This window comes from Fibrella aquatica (assembly GCF_041321135.1).
In the GTDB taxonomy this organism is placed as follows: Bacteria; Bacteroidota; Bacteroidia; order Cytophagales; family Spirosomataceae; genus Fibrella; species Fibrella aquatica.
In genome coordinates this window covers 931,103-952,733 of sequence record NZ_JBGGWF010000001.1, presented here as the reverse complement: position 1 = coordinate 952,733, position 21,631 = coordinate 931,103, and the positions used below count along the sequence as shown (strand labels likewise).

At 50.1% G+C, this 21,631-nt stretch carries 17 protein-coding genes; 12 read left to right on the top strand and 5 right to left on the bottom strand.

Annotated elements, in window-relative coordinates:
- Positions 1 to 4: 4 nt before the first annotated feature.
- Positions 5 to 421, bottom strand: coding sequence for a DUF2147 domain-containing protein (locus tag ACAW87_RS03595; protein ID WP_370721776.1), 417 nt, complete (start codon positions 419 to 421; stop codon positions 5 to 7).
- Between the two features lie 776 nt (positions 422 to 1,197).
- Here ACAW87_RS03595 and ACAW87_RS03590 point away from each other — a divergent pair.
- The gene (locus ACAW87_RS03590) at positions 1,198 to 2,103 is read left to right on the top strand and encodes a lysophospholipid acyltransferase family protein (RefSeq protein ID WP_370721775.1); all 906 of its coding nucleotides are present in this window, start codon (positions 1,198 to 1,200) and stop codon (positions 2,101 to 2,103) included.
- Between the two features lie 30 nt (positions 2,104 to 2,133).
- On the opposite strand, the gene ACAW87_RS03585 is transcribed toward ACAW87_RS03590, so the two are convergent.
- A complete protein-coding gene (locus ACAW87_RS03585) occupies positions 2,134 to 3,840 on the bottom strand; it encodes a GMC oxidoreductase (RefSeq protein ID WP_370721774.1) in 1,707 nt (568 codons plus the stop codon).
- A gap of 110 nt (positions 3,841 to 3,950) precedes the next feature.
- A complete protein-coding gene (locus ACAW87_RS03580) occupies positions 3,951 to 4,691 on the bottom strand; it encodes an SDR family NAD(P)-dependent oxidoreductase (protein WP_370721773.1) in 741 nt (246 codons plus the stop codon).
- Between ACAW87_RS03580 and ACAW87_RS03575 the strand changes: the two genes are divergently transcribed.
- Positions 4,690 to 5,169 (top strand): GNAT family N-acetyltransferase, encoded by a 480-nt coding sequence (locus tag ACAW87_RS03575; RefSeq protein WP_370721772.1) that lies wholly within the window; start codon positions 4,690 to 4,692, stop codon positions 5,167 to 5,169. The two genes, ACAW87_RS03580 and ACAW87_RS03575, sit on opposite strands and share 2 nt — an antisense overlap.
- Here ACAW87_RS03575 and pheA read toward each other — a convergent pair.
- Entirely contained in the window at positions 5,151 to 6,224 is a 1,074-nt protein-coding gene (pheA, locus tag ACAW87_RS03570; RefSeq protein WP_370721771.1) for a prephenate dehydratase, read from the bottom strand. The genes ACAW87_RS03575 and pheA overlap by 19 nt on opposite strands.
- A gap of 165 nt (positions 6,225 to 6,389) precedes the next feature.
- On the bottom strand, positions 6,390 to 8,282 hold the full coding sequence (locus ACAW87_RS03565) for a DNA topoisomerase IV subunit B (RefSeq protein ID WP_370721770.1): 1,893 nt from the start codon (positions 8,280 to 8,282) through the stop codon (positions 6,390 to 6,392).
- Between the two features lie 257 nt (positions 8,283 to 8,539).
- Here ACAW87_RS03565 and ACAW87_RS03560 point away from each other — a divergent pair, with 257 nt between their 5' ends.
- The 10 genes from ACAW87_RS03560 (at position 8,540) to ACAW87_RS03515 (ending at position 21,591) form a co-directional block, all read left to right on the top strand.
- Positions 8,540 to 11,263 carry a polysaccharide biosynthesis/export family protein gene (locus ACAW87_RS03560; RefSeq protein WP_370721769.1) on the top strand — a complete coding sequence of 908 codons (2,724 nt, stop codon included), beginning with the start codon at positions 8,540 to 8,542 and terminating at the stop codon, positions 11,261 to 11,263.
- 20 nt (positions 11,264 to 11,283) lie between these two features.
- A complete protein-coding gene (locus ACAW87_RS03555) occupies positions 11,284 to 12,396 on the top strand; it encodes a GumC domain-containing protein (RefSeq protein WP_370721768.1) in 1,113 nt (370 codons plus the stop codon).
- A gap of 3 nt (positions 12,397 to 12,399) precedes the next feature.
- Complete coding sequence (locus ACAW87_RS03550; RefSeq protein WP_370721767.1) at positions 12,400 to 13,230, top strand: ABC transporter permease; 831 nt, start codon at positions 12,400 to 12,402, stop codon at positions 13,228 to 13,230.
- An 11-nt stretch (positions 13,231 to 13,241) separates the two neighbouring features.
- Positions 13,242 to 14,501, top strand: a complete 1,260-nt coding sequence (locus ACAW87_RS03545) for an ABC transporter ATP-binding protein (RefSeq protein WP_370721766.1) — start codon at positions 13,242 to 13,244, stop codon at positions 14,499 to 14,501.
- An 83-nt stretch (positions 14,502 to 14,584) separates the two neighbouring features.
- Positions 14,585 to 15,676 (top strand): DegT/DnrJ/EryC1/StrS family aminotransferase, encoded by a 1,092-nt coding sequence (locus ACAW87_RS03540; RefSeq protein ID WP_370721765.1) that lies wholly within the window; start codon positions 14,585 to 14,587, stop codon positions 15,674 to 15,676.
- Between the two features lies 1 nt (position 15,677).
- Positions 15,678 to 17,777, top strand: coding sequence for a protein O-mannosyl-transferase family (locus ACAW87_RS03535; protein WP_370721764.1), 2,100 nt, complete (start codon positions 15,678 to 15,680; stop codon positions 17,775 to 17,777).
- A gap of 7 nt (positions 17,778 to 17,784) precedes the next feature.
- A complete protein-coding gene (locus tag ACAW87_RS03530; RefSeq protein WP_370721763.1) occupies positions 17,785 to 18,519 on the top strand; it encodes a WbqC family protein in 735 nt (244 codons plus the stop codon).
- Positions 18,520 to 18,611: 92 nt separating this feature from the next.
- Positions 18,612 to 19,265 carry an acetyltransferase gene (locus ACAW87_RS03525; protein WP_370721762.1) on the top strand — a complete coding sequence of 218 codons (654 nt, stop codon included), beginning with the start codon at positions 18,612 to 18,614 and terminating at the stop codon, positions 19,263 to 19,265.
- 113 nt (positions 19,266 to 19,378) lie between these two features.
- Positions 19,379 to 20,602 carry a glycosyltransferase family 4 protein gene (locus tag ACAW87_RS03520; protein ID WP_370721761.1) on the top strand — a complete coding sequence of 408 codons (1,224 nt, stop codon included), beginning with the start codon at positions 19,379 to 19,381 and terminating at the stop codon, positions 20,600 to 20,602.
- Positions 20,599 to 21,591: a glycosyltransferase family protein gene (locus tag ACAW87_RS03515; protein WP_370721760.1), complete on the top strand. Its 993-nt coding sequence runs from the start codon at positions 20,599 to 20,601 to the stop codon at positions 21,589 to 21,591. Before ACAW87_RS03520 ends, ACAW87_RS03515 begins: the two co-directional genes overlap by 4 nt.
- Positions 21,592 to 21,631: the final 40 nt, after the last annotated feature.

Here is a 21,631-nt window from a genome sequence, read left to right as displayed (position 1 = left end):
TAGCTTATTTCAGCGGCGCTGTTTGCCGGGTCAGCACCAACTCCTTGTTGATAAACCGGACACCTTTGTATACCGTTGCCACCAGCGTGTTGGCATTTGTCAAGCGCATCTCAACATCGAACTTAGTACCCGACGAAGGGTGTACCATGGTTCCACCCTTCCATTCATCTTTGGCGTAGGATAGGTTTGTTAGCACAACCTGATTGTTGATATCGCCATAATCGTTGGCACAACTGGCACTGATAGCCGCCATACGCCCATAATACCGGCCATTTTCCCGGTAAATCTCGACACATGTCTGTTTTTTCGGAAAAAGCCATCTTCCCAGAATACGATCTGCACTGGCATCAGTTGACTGACCAACTGTGGTAGCAACCAGACAAAGTAGTAGGCAAAGGCCAAGTTGGGTGACAGTACGCATAGGGACGGAGTTGTTGAATACCAACGCTTGAACAGCTAGCGAAAATACATAGTTTCGTTGATAACAACACAAAGTCTATAATAAATATGGATTTAATACTAATTTGATGGAACGGCACAAAAAAGCCGTCGGAGAAACTCCGCCGGCTTTCCGCTTCTATCCACACCATTACAGAGTAGGCACATCGCTGCACCAAACTCTGATATTCAACCTTCCCTTTGTAAAGGATCTTTATACAAAATCGGCGATTGCAAACAACAACTCACCTACTGTAAGACTTTGCTGACACGAGATTGCACGGGTTAATGCGCTCGTTTTATTGAGCAGAAGTTGTAGCGTACTAACTGTTAAAAGCCTGTTCCGCTTTAGTCTTCTATTCTACTGGATTAACGAATGACCGCTGGTAAAATTGTATGTTCCGGCTGGCGCATTTATTAGTATTACCCCAAAGTGAAGTAATATTCGATAATCGGCCAAGCGGTTATACTAAACGGTATCTGTAACCGATAGCTGTCTTTGCTTAGGCTGAAACAGGCAGGTTTAGTGAAAAAAGCTACCCAGGATTCCTGAATAGCTTTCCGACTATATCCACACCATTTAGGCCTAAGTCAATTGCTATCGTGCAATTCGACGGGCCCAGCTTATTAAAAATTAAGCTGAACAAAAGTAATCTGTGTTTAATACAATACAGAACTCAACGAACATTAAAATGAAATTAAAATCAGGACTGCAACCTGACAAAAAGGTTAGATCTCACTACCCTACTCTTCCCTGTCTTGTGGCCTTTTCGTAGATTATCTTTGCTGTTCATGATCATTCTGACCCTTATTGCCCGTCTGCCTTTTTTCTTGCTTTACCGCTTATCCGACGTTCTTTTCGTACTAACGGCTTACGTTATACGATATCGTCGCCGGGTCGTTCTCGATAATCTGCGTCATGCTTTTCCGGAGGCTTCTGATGACCGTATTCATCAGCTTGCCCGTGACTTTTACCGTAATTTCTGTGATGTGGTGGTTGAAACGATCAAACTACCCCACATGACAGCCGATGAGATGCGGAAACGGGTGGTCACAGTCAACACTGAGCTAGTGCAGCATTACATTAAAGAGGGCCAAACGCTGCTGGGTACAGCAGGGCATCAGTGCAATTGGGAATGGGTGCCGGCGGCAACCCTCGTTCATGACATTCCGGTCGACAGTGTGTATAAACCGTTGCACAACGAATTGTCCGAACGATTGATGCAACAGATTCGCAGTACGTTTGGCGCCCACCTGGTCCCAATGAACCGCCTCCCCCGCGAATTGGTGGCCCGACGGCCTATTCCACGCATTATTGCCCTGGTGGCCGACCAGATGCCCAACTTACCTGAAACTGCCTATTGGACCGATTTTCTTCACCGCGATACGCCCTTTTTTCCGGGCACCGAACGGCTGGCCCGTAGTCAGCAATTACCCGTGGTTTATCTGGATATGGTTCGAATACGGCGGGGCTATTACACGGCTACTTTTTCGCTACTGGCAGCCCCTCCCTACACCGACCTGCCGAATGGGGCTATTCTGGAAAGGTATCGCGACCGGCTTACGCAAACCATTATGGCCCAGCCTTCTAATTGGTTATGGTCGCACAAACGCTGGAAACATCACCGCGCCAAATACGCCAAAATTCATACAAGGCTGGACTAACAAAGCGGTCATTACGTTCGCTTCGTTTGGTTATAGTTCCTTACGTTTCATAGCAGTTACCGCATAGTTGGCGGCGCGGGCCGTTAAAGCCATAAACGTGATCGAGGGGTTTTGGGTGCCAGTGCTGGTCATGGCGGCCCCATCGGTTACGAATACATTTTTAACACTATGGAGCTGATTGTGAGCATTGAGCAATGACGTTTTGGGGTCTTTACCCATCCTGACGCCCCCCATCTCATGAATATCAAGGCCGGGATTACGCTTGTCATCACTCGGTCGAATGTTTATATGCCCCGATTTTTCGAGCATATACGTGCCCTGCTCCAGAAAATCGGCCAACAGTTTTTCGTCGTTGTCGGTATAGCTAATCGACGTTACCAGTTGGGGAACGCCCCACTGGTCTTTTAAATCGGTGCTCAATCGCACGTGATTCTCGTAGCGGGGAACGGTTTCGCCCTGCATCATCATGTAGGTGTGCCAGGGTCCCGGTTTGGTGAGGCTTTCTTTAAATGAGGCACCAAACGTCTCTTCGCTGGGTACACCTGTTGCGCGAGCGGCGCTGAAAGCGACCATATAGCCCCGTAAAAAGTCGGTTTCCTGCCGGTGTACATTTCGGAAGTTCGGCATAAAGGCCGTAGTAGGACGACGGCCGTAGTAATATCCATCTGGGAAACCTTCATACGTGGCGTTCAACGAACCTCTGTAATTATGAAAGGCAACGTACCTGCCCAATAAGCCGCTGTCGTTTCCTAACCCGTTCGGAAATCGACGCGATGTTGAGTTCAGCAGCACCAGGTTTGTGTTCAGCGCGGCGGCGTTGACGAAAATAATTCGGGCAAAATACTCGGTTACCTGTTTGGTGTTTGTATCTACTACCCGAACACCCGCAGCTTTCCCCTTTTTCTCGTCGTAGATAATTGATTCAACAACCGAGAACGGGCGCAGGGTTAGTTTCCCCGTTTTTGCCGCCCACGGTAAGGTCGATGCATTGCTGCTGAAGTAGCCTCCATACGGGCACCCCCGATAACACAAGTGCCGGGCCTGGCATTGCGCCCGGCCCTGATCGAAGTGAATCTGTTTGGGCTCGGTCAGGTGAGCGCAACGGCCAATAATTACGTGCCTGTCTTTGTAAAGCGAAGCCACTGTTTTCTGCACTTCTTTCTCGACACAGTTAAGCTCCCATGGTTTCAGGAACTCGCCATCTGGCAAAGTATCCAGACCATCTTTATTGCCGCTGATACCTGCAAAACGCTCAACATGGCTATACCAGGGAGCTATATCTTCATACCGAATGGGCCAGTCAACAGCGGCTCCATCACGGGCATTAGCTTCAAAATCGTATTTACTCCAGCGCTGCGTTTGCCGGGCCCAGATCAGCGATTTGCCACCTACCTGGTAGCCTTTTATCCAATCGAACGGTTTTTCCTGCACGTACGGATGTTCGTTGTCTTTCGCAAAGAAATGCTGCGTCCCTTCATCCAGCGCATAGCATTTAGTGGCAATCGGATTTTCTTCATCGAACGACATCGGCATCCGGTTACGATGCGGAAAGTCCCACGGGTTATTCATGGCTGTGGGGTAATCTTCAATGTGTTTAACATCGCGCCCCCGCTCCAGAACCAACGTGCGCAGGCCCTTTTCGCAAAGTTCTTTCGCCGCCCAGCCTCCACTGATTCCCGAACCAATGACAATAGCGTCGTACGTATGCTGTTCTTTTCCGGAGCCGGTGATGTTCATGAAGTAGTCTGTGGTTTGTAGTGTATTGTTTGTAGTTGCGATGCTAAATCACAAATATGTAAGTAAGCAGCGCAACTACAAACAACACACTACAAACCACAAACCCTTAATTACTTTCTATGTATGGTTGTAGCAGCAGACTGGGCGGCGGCCAGGATGGTGATGTCGGCGATGGTGACGTGGGCGGGGGCCGAGACGGCATAGGCTACGGTATCGGCAATATCGGCGGCTTGTAGCGGGGAAAAACCGGCATAAACCTGAGCGGCCCGATCTGTATCACCTTTGAATCGGACCGTTGAAAAGTCTGTCTGCACCGCTCCGGGAGCAATATTCGTGACTTTAATGCCGTGCTGCGTCAGATCGAGACGCATACCTGTGCTGAGGGCTTCTACGGCAGCTTTGCTGGCACAGTACACCGCTCCATTAGCGTAGGTCTGTTTGCCGGCAATACTGCTCATGTTGACAATGTGCCCGCGCTGACGAGCAACCATGCCCGGAATTACGGCCTTTGATACGTAGAGTAGACCCTTTACATTCCCGTCAATCATGGCATCCCAGTCAGGTACGTCGCCATCCTGAACAGGCGTCATTCCGTGGGCGTTTCCAGCATTATTTACCAGCACATCGATCGACTGCCAGACTTCAGGTAACGACTCGATAGCTGTAACCACTGACTCATTATCCCGCACGTCGAACGTCAGAATGTGAGTTTCAACCGGTAACTGAGCGGCGAGTTCATCTAATTTTTCCTGACGGCGACCACAAAGAATCAGCTTGTAATTGAGTTTGGCAAGCGCTTCGGCAGTGGCCCAGCCAATGCCCGACGAAGCGCCAGTGATGAGTGCAATCATGTTTGTATTTTTACAGTTTCAACGTACTTCGTTTACTATACCGGTCGATTTTACTACGTACCTGATTATGTCCATTCAGATTAGCCCCATCACGGCCCCAGCTACTTACCCGCTTCGTCATTCGGTTTTGTGGCCCGACAAACCATTGGATTATGTACGAATCGACGAGGATGAAGAGGGCTACCATTACGGAACGTACCTGGAAAATGAGTTGGTTGCCGTGATTTCGCTTTTTGTTGACGGAGAGAAGGCTCGGTTTCGCAAGTTTGCCACTCACCCCGATCACCAAAATAAAGGACTAGGTACGTTACTGCTTCAGCACGTTTTTGCCGAAGCGAAACGATTGGGAGCGAGTACCATCTATTGTGATGCCCGCCTAACTGCCGCCAACTTTTATAAGCGGTTTGATATGCAACCTACGGGCCCTGTTTTCTACAAAGGCCCGATTCCCTACCAGCGCTACGAAACCCGGACGTAACTGCCCAGGCATTTCAGGTCGGCGGCGTGGTTGGCCAGAATATCTTTTAGCGCCGGTTCCTGCGCATGGCCTTCACACTCGAGCAAAAACCAGTACTGGAACGTAGCTCCGTTACGAAGCGGCCGGCTCTCGATCTTGGTAATGTTGATACTGCGCTCGTTGAATTCCTGCAAAAAAGTAGCCAGCACACCCGGTTTCATGGTTTCGGGCAAACGGGCAATGAGCGTCGTTTTATCCTGACCACTGGGCTGATTCTGAAAGTTCTTGGCCAGAATCAGGAAGCGCGTTCGGTTCAGGTCGCTGTCTTCGATGTTGTCGAACAGCACCGGAACGCCAAAAAGCTTGGCCGCAATGTGCGAGCAGATGGCCGCTGAGTGGGGTTGCTGAGCAGCGAGTTTGGCGGCTTTCGACGTTGACTCAACCGGCACAAATTCCACTTTCATCCCGTCGAACGTGTCTTGCAGAAATTTGCTGCACTGGCGGAACGCGATGTCTTTTGAGTAGATGTATTTTAATTCAGAAAGGTCTTCGGTTTGGGTGGCGAAGGTAAAGTGCACGGGAATGTGCGCTTCTGCCGCAATACTGATGTCGCGCTCGTTGAGCAGATCGATGGTTTCATTGACTACCCCCTCCTGATTATTTTCAATAGGGACTACGCCAAACCGGGCGCGGCCTGTTTCTACGCTTTCAAACACCGACCGAATGGTGGGTAATGCTGTATAGGCACTCAACGCACCAAATCGACTTTCGGCGCATTGGTGCGTAAAACTCCCCTCCGGCCCCAGGTACGCTACCCGTTCGGGCAATTCCATGTTGCGGGCCACGGCAAATACTTCCAGAAAAATGGCTTCAATCGCCGATTCGTTGAGCGGGCCGTTGTTCTGTGCCACTAGTCGGTCAATGATCTGGCGTTCGCGTTCGGGACGATATATAATTGAGTTGGTTGATCGTTTCAGTTCGCCCACATGCCGCACCAGTTCCATCCGCTGATTCAGCAAAGCAAGAACCTGATCGTCGAGGGCGTCAATATCGTTACGCAGTGTTTCGAGAGTCATGGCGTAAAATTAAGCGTGAAGAATTAAGAATTAAGAGGAGATAGGCAAGAAGTGAGAGGTAAGAGGCAAGAATCAAGAGTGGCTCTGCTAGAAGACGTATCGTGCTACCAGCAGAGCCACTCTTGATTCTTGCCTCTTACCTCTCACTTCTTAATTCTCAATTCCCTACACCAGCGCTACATCCTCTACGTCTTTCTCAACGCGTAGGTTGTCGATAATGAAGCGTTGACGGTCGGGCGTATTTTTGCCCATGTAGTAGCTTAGCAGCTTGGGCACCGAGGCGTCTTTCTCCATAATCACGGGTTCCAGACGCATATCTTCTCCAATAAAGAGACCAAACTCGTCAGGCGAAATTTCACCCAGGCCTTTAAAACGCGTGATTTCCACTTTCTTACCGCCTTTAGTCAGTTTGTTGGTCGCTTTCTGCTTTTCATCTTCCGAATAACAATAGGCTGTTTCCTTATGATTTTTGGGGTTACGTACCCGGAAAAGCGGCGTTTCCAGAATATATAGGTGACCATTCCGAACCAGGTCGGGGAAGAATTGCAGGAAGAACGTCAGCATTAAGAGGCGAATGTGCATACCATCGACATCGGCGTCGGTAGCGATCACGATGCGGTTATAACGCAACGTTTCTAACCCCTCTTCGATATCGAGCGCATGTTGCAACAGGTTAAATTCTTCGTTTTCGTACACCACCTTTTTGGTCAGGCCATAGCAATTGAGTGGCTTTCCGCGAAGGCTAAACACCGCTTGTGTCTGAACGTTACGGCTTTTGGTGATAGACCCACTGGCCGAGTCGCCTTCCGTAATAAACAGCGTCGTGTTCAGGCGGTCGTCAGATTTTAGATCAGACAAGTGTACCCGGCAATCACGCAGTTTTTTATTGTGCAAACTGGCTTTTTTGGCCCGTTCGTTGGCTAGTTTCTTGATACCAGCCAGTTCTTTCCGTTCCCGCTCCGACTGCTCAATCCTACGTTTCAGCGCGTCTTTCACGCCTGGATTCATATGCAGAAAATCATCCAGACGATCCTTCAGAAAATCCATTACAAACGAACGGACCGATGGCGCACTCTCGTCGGGAGCCATGTTGACTGATCCCAGTTTGGTTTTTGTTTGCGATTCAAAAACGGGTTCCTGTACGCGAATACTAATGGCGGCCACAACGCTGGCCCGGATGTCGGCGGCGTCATAATCTTTTCCAAAGTGATCACGAATTGTGCGTACGAAGGCCTCTTTCAGCGCATTTTGGTGCGTACCTCCCTGAGTTGTGTACTGACCATTTACAAACGAATGGTATTCTTCGCCATACTGACTTCCGTGACTGACGGCCAATTCGATATCGTCTCCCTTCAGGTGAATGATCGGGTAGCGTAGGTCGTCTTCTTTGTGTTTGCTACGAAGCAGATCGAGCAGACCGTTTTGCGAAACAAACTTCTGCCCGTTGAAATTCATCACCAGGCCGGCGTTCAGGTAACAGTAATTCCAGAGCATGTCTGATACAAACTGCCCCCGATAGTGGTAATTCTTGAACACCGTGTCGTCGGGTTCAAACACAGACAGGGTGCCGTTTCGCTGACTGGTTACCTCCTCGCCCTGCCGTACCAGTACGCCACGCTCAAACTCAGCCCACACCGTTTTACCCTCCCGAAACGACTGAATGCGGAAGAAGCTGGCCAGTGCGTTCACCGCTTTTGTTCCAACCCCATTAAGGCCAACAGATTTTTGAAAAGCGCCGGAATCGTATTTACCACCCGTGTTTATTTTCGAGACTACTTCAACCACTTTCCCCAGCGGAATGCCCCGCCCGTAATCGCGGACCTCGATACGGTGATCTGTTACCTTAATATCTATTACTTTACCATTCCCCATAACATGTTCGTCGATGGAGTTATCGATGGTTTCTTTTAGAAGAACATAGATACCATCGTCGGCGGCGGCACCATCACCTAATTTACCAATATACATACCTGGCCTCAGCCGAATATGCTCCCGCCAATCGAGTGAGCGGATACTATCTTCATTGTATTGTACGGTTGGCTGTGCTTGTTCTGCCATATTGGACGTAATCGGAGGGTTTACTACAAAAAACGATCTATAAACAAAATTGAGTCGAGATACCGAAAATTAGAAAAATCATACCCAAGGTGCAGGGGGGCACTATACACCCGCTTGCTAGAAAACTGTTTAGAATCCGGCAAAAGTTCGTTTACTTTGCCCGCTGATTGTGCTGAAATATCATAAAAACAAGAAACGTCGTTAACTAATTACCATCCAGCTGACTTCATTTTCGATGAGGTTGACATCTTAAAAATATGCAAAAATTGCCCAATTTCCAACATTCCCGGGTTTCTTTCTTTGCCAGCCTTTCCGACCAGTATCTTCGTTCTACAACTCGCACAATCGCACTTCTCGGGTTAGTTTTCGGAACGGTCAACGCTACCACTGCTCAGATTACGCCCTCTGGCGGCACTACAGGCACAGGAGCACCTGCCACAACTGGCCGCCCGGGTCAGTCATCGCCTTCCAGTTCGCAAGGTGCCATTCAGTTACCTGCCGGTGTTAACATTCCGGCCGGTACACAATTGCCAAACGGCATGCGGGTTGGGCCAAACGGAACCATCCAGCAAGGTCAGACACCAGGCCGTAACACACAACAGGGCCGTACTGGACAACAGGGAGCCAATGTAAATCCGAATCAGCAACGCACCGGTCAGGGTCAGACTACACAGGGTGCTGTAGATGCGAATGGACGGACGCAAACAGGCGACGTTCAGAATGGAAATGGCCAGATCCAGCTCGATGCCAATGGTCAGCCCATCGAAGGTGACGTACCTCTGAATGCAAACGAAGAAGCGAACGAAAAGAAAGGCGAACTTTTAAGCGATCAGGAAGCGCTGAAAGCACAGGAGCGGGCTACTACCCGCCGCAAATTGTTTGGCTACGAAATTTTTAACAACCCGGCTCTGGCTACCACCTTTCAGCCCAATATTAATATCGCCACGCCAGCCAACTACATATTAGGAACCAACGACCAGTTGAATATTAACATTTACGGCTATTCACAAGACGCGATTAAGCAGGCTGTGACACCGGAAGGAAATATTTACCTGCCCAGTGGCATTGGCCCGGTCCACGTGGCCGGACTTACCATCGATGCGGCCAAAGCACGCATCAATGAGCGGCTGTCTAAAATTTACGTAGGCCTGAAAAATAGTTCTTACGGTCCCAGAAACACCTATCTGGAAGTAACCCTCGGCAATATCCGCAGTATTCGGGTATCTGTGCTGGGCGAGGCCGTGAAACCAGGTACGTATACTGTTTCGTCGTTATCGTCGGCCCTGAACGTAATCTATGCAGCGGGCGGACCAAGTGATTTAGGGTCTTTCCGGAACATTCAGCTGATTCGTAACAACCGGGTTGTAGCCAACCTCGACTTATACGAGTACCTGCTGACCGGTGTACTGCCCAGCAATGTTCGTGTACAGGACAACGACAACATCCGTATTCCCGCCTACATCTCGCATGTTGAGCTTCAAGGGACCACCCGTCGCAACAACATCTTTGAAATGCGGCCCAACGAAACAATGGAGAAGCTGCTGTTTTACGGGGGAGGTTTCACGGCCAATGCCTACAAAAGCCGCATAAAAGTAACCCGGCTTACCAACCGCGAACTGAAAGTGATCGATGTGTTGGCCGACCAGTATAGCTCGTTTGCGATGCAGGATGGCGACATTGCCGTAGTTGAACAGGTATTGAACCGGTACGAGAATCAGGTTACCATAAACGGAGCCGTTTTCCGGCCGGGTGTCTATTCACTCGATCAGAACAAGACCCTGAAAGAGTTAGTAACCAGTGCTGAAGGACCACGTGGCGAAGCCCTAATGGGTCGGGTAAACATTGTACGTACCCGCGAAGACATGACAACCGAGAATATCACGGTTGACCTGACAAAAATTCTGAATGGTACTGACGCTGACCTACCGCTTATGCGTGAAGATCTGGTGACGATAACCTCGAAATTTGAACTGGCTGAGTTTGGCGATATTCTGATTGAAGGCGAGGTAAACAAACCAGGTTCTATTGGGTACGTATCCAACATGACTCTGGAAGATGCACTGGTGAAAGTGGGTGGTCTTCGCGAATCGGCTGCGGTATCTCAGATCGAAGTTATCCGTCGCAAAAAAGACGTAGATCCTTCGTCAACGTCAGCTCAGATTGCCGACGTGCAACGGTTTAGCATTGATCGCAATTTGGAACTGAGCAACGAAAGTAAGTTCTTTTTACAGCCTTACGATCAGGTAATTGTTCGTCGCTCGCCTAATTACGAGATTCAGACATATGCACAGGTTGAAGGTGAAGTTATTCTTCCGGGGCTGTATCCTATCAGAACAAAAGATCAGAAAGTATCCGATCTGGTAACCGTTGCTGGTGGTCTTACCCCGCAAGCGTACGCCAAAGGAGCTACACTTGTTCGGCGGGTTAAGCTTAGCCCCGAAGAACTGGAACAACGTCAGCGTTCGGTTACTGAATTGGCTGATGATAACTTGAAAACAGATGTTCAGGTTGAAGAGGTAGTTGCCGACAAACAGGAATCTATTGGCATCAGCCTGGAGCGAATTATGGCTAATCCGGGTTCATCAGAAGATATTCTTCTGCAGGAGGGCGACGTGCTGAGGATCCCAAAAATGTTGGAAACAGTGCGTATCCAGGGTGAAGTGTTACTACCAACAACGGTGAAATATCGGCCTGGACAGACTTTCCAGGACTATATCTCGCAAGCGGGTGGTTTTACAGAGCGCTCTCAGCGTAAACGGGCCTTTGTCGTTTATGCAAATGGATCAGTTGATCGGACACGTCGTTTTATGTTCTTCAACGTCTATCCACGTGTAGAACCAGGAGCTGAAGTTATCATTCCGGTTCAGAAGACCAACCCACTAACACCGGCACAGGTCATTGGCACAGTGAGTGGAATTGCCAGCGGTCTGCTTGGCCTGATCTCTACTGTTCTCGCGATATCGGTAATCTCTGGACGATAAGTTAGCAAACAACATCACGTATGAACACGCCTAATCAGATCAATTCACCGGTTGTGTCAACAACTGGTTTGCCACCCGATCAGCTTTCGCCAAAAGAGGTGATTGCTCGGGCCAAGAAGTTTCAGCATATCGTGAAGCGTAACTGGATGTTACTGCTTGGCCTTATTGTGATCAGTGGTGCGATTGGCTATACAATTGACGCCACATCGACTAAAAAAACGGTGTACGCTGGTAAGATCATCTTCAACTTAGGTGGCGGTGGTAGCGGCGGTGGCGGTCAAATGGCCGAGTTAGGTGCACTCGCCAGTGCATTTGGCCTGGGGCAATCTGCGCCCGAAGCCAGCATTTTTACAGGTGACAACTTCATGTTGTACACCAAATCGCGGCCTGTTATTGAGACCACATTGATGAAAACAGTAGTTATCAATGATACATCGCACTTGCTGGTCAACTACTACATGCAACATAGCGGCATTCGGGATAAAGAATGGGAAGAAAGCGAGGAACTGCGCAACTTCACATTTAAAGAAGCCAAGTTGCGGAAAGACTTTACCAAGCTGGAAATTGCCGCTATGGCCGATATTCATACTAGGCTCGCCGATGAATTATCGATCAAACAGGTAGATCGCAAATCATCATTCATGTCGCTTATCGCCGAGATGGAGCATGTTGAGCTGGCTAAAGCTTTCGCCGAGAACCATATCGTCACGGTTGAGAAAGACTACAAAGACAAGCAGACGAAGAAGACGCAGGATATGAAAAAACTGCTTGAGCGTCGGGTCGATTCGTTATACGCCAAATTGACTGGTACGGAAGATAAACTAGCCAGTTACCTGAACCAGAACCAGCAAGTGGTCGTGGCTGAAGGGCAACTTCGGGAGAGCCGGCTTAGCCGTAGTTCGTCATTCCTGACGCAACAGTACTACGCAGCGGTCACCAGCTTAGATAACCTGCGCCTGTCGCTGATTCGTGAGCAACCACTGTTTACCATTATCGAACCGGTTATTTTACCGCTGTATGCTACCATCCCTGCCCGAATTGCCATGCAGGCTGGTTTGGCCATAGGGCTGGTACTTGGTATTGTGATTGTCTTTATCCGGGAGACATTGCGAAATATGTCAGCGAATAATTAAGGAATGAGAATCCACGAAGTAGTTATTGAGGCGGGCCGTCCCGAACGGTATTATTGGCGTGATTTATGGCAGAACCGGGAGTTGCTATACATTTTGTCGGTGCGCGACATATCAGTTCGCTATAAGCAAACTGCCCTTGGTGCGTCGTGGAGCTTAATTCGGCCGTTGGCTACAATGCTGGTGATGGCATTCGTCTTCAGTGTTGTAGCCAAACTACGGCCCGATCCGGGTGTACCCTATGCCCTGATGGTACTGGGCGGCATCACGATCTGGACCTTCTTTTCCAACGCTTTTACGCAGATCAGTTCGAGCATTACCACCAATGCCAATTTGGTCACAAAGGTTTATTTTCCGCGTTTGCTCATGCCCTTGAGTGCCGTGGCCGTCAGCCTGGTCGATTTTCTGATTGCGCTGGTTTTGTTTGTGGTCATTGCCATTTGGTATCAGTTTATCCCCGATTGGCACATTCTGCTAATGCCCTTTTTTGTGGCGTTGGCCTTGTTGGCAGCCTTCGCCTTCGGCTTATTTTTTGCGGTTATCAACGTGCGTTTTCGGGATGTGGCCCAGCTCATTCCATTTCTGGTGCAGGTTGGGTTTTACGTTTGCCCTATCGCCTACAGTAGCTCACAGGTTTCCGGCGAATGGTATGAGAAATACTACATCATGAATCCGATGGTGGGTATCATTGATGGATTCAGGTGGTCGCTGCTTGGCGGCAAAACGCACCTTAATCCGCAGAGTTTAGTATATTCGGTGGCCATTAGTCTGGTCTGCTTAGGTTTGTCGGTCGTGTTTTTCCGAAAGCGGGAAAGTACGTTCGTCGATGATATTTAACTATCAGCGTCATGTCCGTCATCACGGTAGAAAATATAAGTAAACACTACATCATTGACCATAAACGAAGCAAAGGTTCCAGTAGCCTGCGCGACGCTATTACTGGTACGGTAAAAGGTTGGTTTGGCTCTTCGGAAGCCGATGATGAAATGACGCACGAGGAGTTTTGGGCTCTGCGGGATGTTAATTTCTCGGTAGAACAGGGTGATCGCGTTGGCATTGTTGGCCACAACGGCGCCGGCAAGTCTACCCTCCTGAAAATTCTCAGTAAAATTGTTGAACCGACTAGCGGCTCGGTCCGAATCAAAGGGCGGGTAGCCAGTTTGCTCGAAGTAGGTACTGGTTTTCACCCCGAGCTAACCGGCCGCGAGAATATCTACCTGAACGGTTCACTGCTGGGAATGCGGCGCGACGAAATTCGGAGATCATTCGACGAGATCGTGGCCTTTGCCGGCGTAGAACGCTTCCTGGATACCCCCGTTAAACGCTACTCGTCGGGCATGTATGTTCGCCTTGGTTTTGCCATTTCGGCCCACCTGAATCCCGAAATTATGATCGTGGATGAAGTATTGGCCGTTGGTGATGCCGATTTCCAGAAGAAAAGCCTGGGTAAAATGCGCGACAACTCAGCAAGCGGACGCACGATCTTGTTCGTGAGCCACAACCTGACCGCTGTGCAGGCGCTGTGCAATAAAACGCTCTACTTCGAAAAAGGGCAGCTTATTGAACAGGGTGAAACCAATCAGGTGGTGGCTTCTTATCTGAGCAAAGTGTCACGTACCCGGCTGCGTCGCGAGTGGGAAACCCCCGAAGAAGCCCCCGGCAATGATCTGGTGCGGGTTCGGCGTATGGAACTACTCCCAGACTATCAGCCTGGAACAACGCACATCGACGTGAGAACGCCCATGCGGGTTCAGTTTGAGTTCTGGAACATGATGGACCGTGCCAACCTGAACCTGAGCCTACACCTGTATTCACTCACGGGCGAATGCATCTTCAACGTAGGTAGTGAGTCAACGGCCTATGGTAAAGGGCTCATTCAGGGCGAGTGTATCATTCCCGGTTATTTCCTGAACGATGGTACCTACACCATCTCCGTAATGATCGTGAAAGATACTGTTACCCCGCTCTACAACATGGAAGAAGGAATCACCTTCGATGTTGAAGATTTCCGGGAAGGAGTAGCCTGGTATGGCAAATGGCCTGGGTACGTCCGGCCTCAGTTTCCGTTCCGTGTTCATGCTCAGGAACCGATCATTGACATACGGTAGGCGTTTTCCCCGTATTGCACCGTATTTTTGACGGCGATACCGGTTGTTATTGTTGACAGCCTGTTTCCTAGCAACCACCGCCCATGATTAACGTCACCAAATCCTATTTACCAGATCTTACCGAATACACCCGCCTGCTGGAAGGAGTATGGGAGCGCGTTCACCTGACCAACAATGGCCCACTAGTCAGGCAGTTAGAAGGCGACATGAAGGCGTATCTGGGCATTAAAAACCTGCAATACGCCACCAATGGAACCGTGGTGTTGCAGTTGGCCCTCAAGGCGCTGAACATCACCAAAGAAGTCATTACTACGCCTTTTTCTTACTGTGCTACTACCAATGTGCTGCTTTGGGAAGGCTGTACCCCTGTTTTTGCCGACATTCGGGCCGACGATTTTTGCATTGATGCCGATCTTATTGAGCCGCTAATCACCGAAAACACCCAGGCTATTCTAGCTACACACGTATACGGAAACGCTTGCCGGGTAGAGCAGATAGAAGCGCTGGCTAAAAAGTATAATCTGAAAGTTATTTACGACGGGGCGCATGCTTTTGGAGCCGAATATAACGGACGGGCCGTACTCGATTATGGCGATGTGAGCACCTGTAGTTTCCACGCTACGAAGGTTTTTCATACGGTAGAAGGCGGTTGCCTGATTACCTCAGATGATGAGCTTGCCCAGAAGATGCAGCATTACGGCACTTTCGGTCATCACGGCGACGAGTACTACAGCATGGGTATCAATGCTAAAGCATCGGAGTTTCACGCAGCCATGGGTTTGTGTGTATTGCCCAAGGTAGATACGCTGATTGCTCTTCGCAAAACCATCTCTGAGCAATACGATAGCCTGCTCGATTTCACCCGAATCAGCCGGCCTATGCTGTCGCCAGGCATGACGCGCTACAATTATGCGTATTACCCTATTGTGCTCAGCTCTGAACAAGCACTCTTGACTGTAACAGACGCTTTAGCTGCTGAAGGTATTGTGCCCCGGCGTTATTTTTACCCCTCCCTTAACACGCTTCCGTTCGTCAAGAATGCCCAACCCTGCCCCGTTTCAGAAGACATCGCGCTTCGGGTGCTGAGCTTGCCGTTATACCCTAGCCTGGCCGAGGCTGACGTGAACCGGATTTGTCAGGTTGTTAATGAGGCCATAATGGCCGAAGCTGTATAGAATGACTATTTTTTTACTGCTTTTTGTCGCCTACATCGGCTGGCTTGCTGCACGCATCACCCGTCCTTCGCTGGTTGAGTGGTTGCTGGTTTCGTTTCTTCTCTATACCAGTAGTGTCATATTAACAGGCTTTTTATTGTCGGCACTGTACCAGACCAACCACGAATGGGTCTGGGCATTTTCGGTGTTCGGTACAGCCTCTATCATTGGGTTTGGCCTGAAAAGGTTAATTCAGCAAAAAACGACCATTAAACCGCTTTCGCTGATTGGCCAACGCTGGCAACTAAGCCAACAGTGGTTTGCAGGGTTGCCAACGTACCTGAAAATTCTGTTTTCTGTTCTCTTTCTGACCCTGCTCGTTCTTTCGGTCACCAACCTGGCCATTGTACTGTTTACGGTGCCCAACGAATGGGACAGCATGACCGGCCACCTGAACCGGGTAGTGCAGTATATGCAGCGCGGTACTATGCGGCACTTCGGCGGTACTAACTGGAACATCGACACATACCCGAAAAGCGTTTGTACTCTTCAGATTTACGGTTATCTGATCACCGGCCGGTTTGAAAACGGATTCAAGATCATTCATCACCTGTCGTATTGGGCTACCATTGTGGCCGTTTTTGGCATTGTACAGCGGATCGGACAGCTTCAGGCAAAAACAAACCCGACTACCATTTTGTCGGCCAGTTTTCTGGCCGCGTTGGGCATGAGCCTGCTGCCCGACTTCCTGATGCAGGCGGTTACCACTGAAACGGATATTGTACTGACCGCTTACCTCAGCGTGTTGCTCTACATGCTGTTTAGTTATCGGGCATCGGCTCAAACTGTAAATGGCCAAACCGACGCCCTGCGCGACAACCGTTACCTCTATCTGGCAGGCATTGCCTTTGGCGTAGCTTATGGGCATAAAGTGACTTTCACGCTGTTGTTGCCCTCGGTGTTTGTGATCATGATCTATACCGTGTTCTGGTCAAGATCAATCGGCGTAACGGCGGCCCGAACAGCGCGTTTAGCCGCTTCCATCGCTTTGGGCGTTTGCCTGTGGATGCTGCCAACGGGCTACCTGAAAAACATTGCCGTTTTCGGACATCCGATTGGCCCGCCAACGGCTCTCCGTCATCAATCTGTTGAACGGGCAGGACCGCTACGCAACCTCTTTGAGCAGGGATCGCGCAATGTGGTGCGCTATACCTACGACCACATCAACCTGGATGGGTTGCGTAATACCGCTACCGGTGAAACGATCAACCGGTCGATGCGGAAGCCCATTATCTGGCTGGAAGATAAGCTTCGTATGCGCCTTGACGAGGAGACCGACTTTTCGATCATCCCTTTCACCTTCGAGCGGAAGTTCGTTTTCTACAACGCCAATCCGTATTGGGGCATTCTGGGCTTTGGCCTCATCATTCCCCTGCTGGTGCTGACGCTGCTTTTCGTATTCCGCTCAACGCCGCACGTATACCTGGGCATAGCGGTGCTGCTTCATTTACTAGCCCTCTCCTACTCGGCTCCTTATGACCCGTTTAAAGGACGCTATTTTACCGAAACAGGACTATTCGGCATTCTTTTTCTGGCCCTGTTATTCCTGAATCCGCGCCTGAATCTTTCCGTTGCCGGTAAGCCACTCCTGAAAACGTACGCTGCTTTGGTCATGGTTGTCGGTGCCTTATCGGCGTTGGGCTGTGTTTTTCTAAACATCCGTGCCCTTCCTTTTGCCTGGACAACACCCGATGGATATCAATTCCCCTCCGTTTTTGAAGCCGATCGGGTTCGGGTCATGACCGTTGGACGTCCCGATACGTACCTGCCTTACAAACGGTTCGACGATATGGTGCCCGATACAGCTACGGTAGCCCTCGGTACCATTAACGACGACTATGAATACCCGCTATACGGTTCTAAGTTGACCCGGCGACTTATTCCGATCAACCCATTCGAGAAAGGCGTGCAACCTATTCCGAAAGAAGCCACGTACCTGTTCTTCTCGAAAAATGTGATCACGCCCCGCCCCGGCGATATCCGGCTGGGTACCGATACGGCTTCCCGTTCGCCGTATGTAGTAGTGCCCGGAGAAGACTATTACCTTCGTAAGCTTAACTAACCACATCATGACCCTCGCCATCATGCAGCCGTATGTGCTGCCCTATATCGGGTACATTCAGCTCATGAACGCCGTGGATACCTTCGTGTTTTACGACGATGTGGCGTTTATCAACCGGGGTTGGGTAAACCGGAACCGGCTTCTGCTGAACGGAAAAGACCACTTGTTTACCATTCCACTGAAAGAGGCAAGTCAGAACAAAGCCATTCGGGAAATAGAACTTGCTAATGACCCCAAATGGCGCAGCAAACTGCTCAAAACCATTGAGCAGAGCTACCGAAAAGCACCGCAATACACCGCTGTCATGCCAATGACAGAACGAATTATTAACTTCGGAGCCAACCTCGACGTCTCGGTTGCCGATTACATCTTTCACAGTTTCAGCGAGATCACGGCTTACCTCGGCATCACAACCCGTTTGGTCGCTTCTTCGACCGTTTACGAAAACGGACATCTAAAAGCACAGGAGCGCATCGTTGATATTTGTCGGCAGGAAGGAGCCGATCGCTATATCAATCCAATTGGAGGAACCGAGTTGTACAATCAGGCGGCTTTTGACCCAATCGGTTGCGAACTGCGTTTCATTCAGCCTCACCGGGTAACGTACCCACAAATGAACGCGATTGAGTTTGTGCCCTGGCTATCTATCTTAGATGTAATGATGAACCTCGACGCAGAAGCCATTCGCCCCTTACTCACTCAATTTGACCTTATTTCAACTACTGAACAGGCGAATGAGTGAACGGGCAAAATCGGCTTTGCCTGATGTCATTTTCAGGCTACAGTAGAGCAGCTTTCACTTACTCATCCATTCGGTCACTCACTCATTCATCCATGGCTAACATCATCATTTTCGGGGTACTCGATACGGCTGAACTGGCCCATTTTTACCTCACCAACGACTCTGAACATACCGTTGTGGCGTTTACCGTCGACCGCGAATACCTGAAAGAAGAGTCGTTTAAAGGATTGCCCGTTGTGGCGTTTGAGGATGTAGAAACCCTCTTCCCGCCAACCGATTATCAGTTCTTTGCGCCCATGACAGGCCGAAACATGAATCGCAATCGCGAAAAAGTGTACCTCGCCGCCAAAGCCAAAGGCTACGAGTTCATTTCGTACATCAGTTCGAAAGCCACCACATTCGGGAATCAGATTGGCGAGAACTGTTTTATTCTGGAAGACAATACCATTCAGCCATTTACTACCATTGGCAATAACGTGGTGATGTGGAGCGGTAACCATATTGGCCACCACGGCCGGATCGATGATCACGTATTTTTCACGTCACACGTCGTGATGTCGGGACATTGCCACATTCAATCCTACTGCTTTTTTGGCGTAAACAGCACCATTCGCGATTACCTGACGGTAGCCGAAGGAACCTTGCTTGGTATGGCTTCGGCGCTGTACAAAAACTCAGACCCCTGGGGTGTCTACATCGGCAATCCGCCCAAAAAACTTCCCCAGCCCAGTTACGATACGTATTAAGTGCTTCGCTGTCATTAAGTGGTCATTGATTGTCATTATAGTCATTCATTGCTTTTTACACTTAGTGACAATCTAATGACCACTTAATGACAGAAAAGCTTAATGATCACCTAATGACTATTCTCCTTATCGGTCACGACGCAAACCGGGCTGGTGCTCAGTTGGTCTTACTCCAGTTGATGCAACGGCTCGAAGCGCAGGGTTTTGCGCTTTTCCTGCTATTGGGTGAAGGAGGCCCGTTGCTGGCTGATTATGAAAAACTGGCATCCGTAACCATCTGGCCAAAGCCCGAAAAATATGTGGTTGGCCCCACTACCGACAAAATCCTGGGGAAGCTCGGCCTATGGCAACAACAAGCCGACCGACAACACCAACAACAGCGCGAAACCCTCCATACCGCCCTTCAACTCGACTCAATCGATCTGGTGGTGGTGAATACCGTCACGAGCGGACACTATTTCAAACAGTTGCCCGTCTCTGACAACGTACCTGTGCTGGCCTTCGTACACGAACTAGCCATGTCGGTGAATCAGTACACGAAGCCCGATGAGCTGCGTTATCTGCTCGAACGCGCCACCCGAATTTTGGCCGTGTCGAAAGCAACAGCGCGCTATTACGAGACGGTGTGGCACGTATCGCCCAACCGCATCACTCTGTTCACCCTGATCGACCTACCCGCTATTCAGCAGGCGCTTGATGCAGCCAAAACCCGAAAAGGAGCGCTGCCCGGTCTCGACAATCTACCCGAAAACGCTATTGTGGTGGGCGGCTGCGGCAATGCCGAGTGGCGCAAGGGAACCGACTTGTTTGTATCATTGGCCCGTATGCTGATCAACCAAATTCCGGCAGAGCAGCCACCCGTTTACTTCGTCTGGGTTGGCCTGCCGCCCGGACCATTGCACAACGACCTGACCCTCGATGTGGCTAAAGCCAACCTCACCAACCGCGTCCGGTTTGTAGCGCCCACGCCCGATGTGCTGCGGTATATGGAGCGGTTCGACCTGTTCCTTCTCTGCTCCCGCGAAGACCCCTACCCACTCGTGATGCTGGAAGCCGGCCTGTCGGGCGTACCCGTAGTCTGCTTCGACGGAGCTGGTGGCGCGGCTGAATTGGTAGAGACCGACGGCGGCGCGGTGGTTCCCTATCTCGATCTCTTGGCCATGACCCAGGCGCTTCAGGAGTTGGTTACAAGAGCCGATATTCGCCGTCAGAAGGGGCAAACCCTGCGGCAAAAAATTCGGCAGCGCCACAGTCTGCAACAAAGTACCGATCAGTTTCTGGCGCTGATTGCCAACCTTGTCCCGGCCGTTGAACAAGCCATTACGCGCAAAAAATGACGCTCGCTTTCACCATTTGCTCCGTGAATTACCTCGCACAGGCTCGTACCCTTGGCAATTCACTGAAACAGACTAATCCCGACTGGCAGTTTGTAATCGGTCTGGTCGATGACCTCAAAACGGCCAACTTACCCGCTCACCTGATACCCGAGTATCCGATGTTGGAGGTTGCCAAAATCGGCATTCCGGATTTTGCGGGTATGTGCGACCGCTACGACATCACCGAGCTGAACACGGCGGTAAAACCTTTCTTCATCGACTACTTTTTCAGGAGTGAACCTCGGCCTGATGCCGTTATCTATTTCGATCCCGACATCATTGTTTTTCAGCCCCTTACCCGCCTGGCCGCTGCTCTGGACAGCAACAGCCTGGTTATTACACCTCACACCATTGCCCCCACCCCCGACTGGGAAACACCCAACGAGCAACACCACCTCAACACCGGCATCTTCAACCTCGGCTTTATCGGACTGCGCAACGATGCTACCGCTCAGCAGTTTGTGGCCTGGTGGCAGCAACGGCTCACCTACGAATGCCGGAATGACCTCTGCGAAGGCCTTTTCGTCGATCAACACTGGGTCAATTTTGCGCCGATTTATTACGACAACGTACTCATCGAAAAGCACAAGGGATATAACGTCGCCTACTGGAATATCCACGAACGCCTGCTGACCGAACGGGACAACACCTGGCTGGTGCAGGATCCGGACACGAACGAAACCGCACCCCTTCAGTTTTTTCATTACAGTGGCTACGGCGTTCAAAAACCCCACGAGATCTCGAAATACCAAACCCGCTATACCTTTGAACAACGCCCCGATCTGGTACCACTTTTTCAACTGTATCATAATCGGCTGATTCAGAATGGGAACGATGAATACCGCGGTTACCCCTGCATCTATATCAAGCCCGCGCCCGTTCTCTATTATACCAGTATTCGTCAGCTGCTGAACGTACCTGTACAGAAGCTACTTGAACGAATTGGCTGAACGAGTAACCCTACTGTACCTTTGCAACTCGTCATGCTGA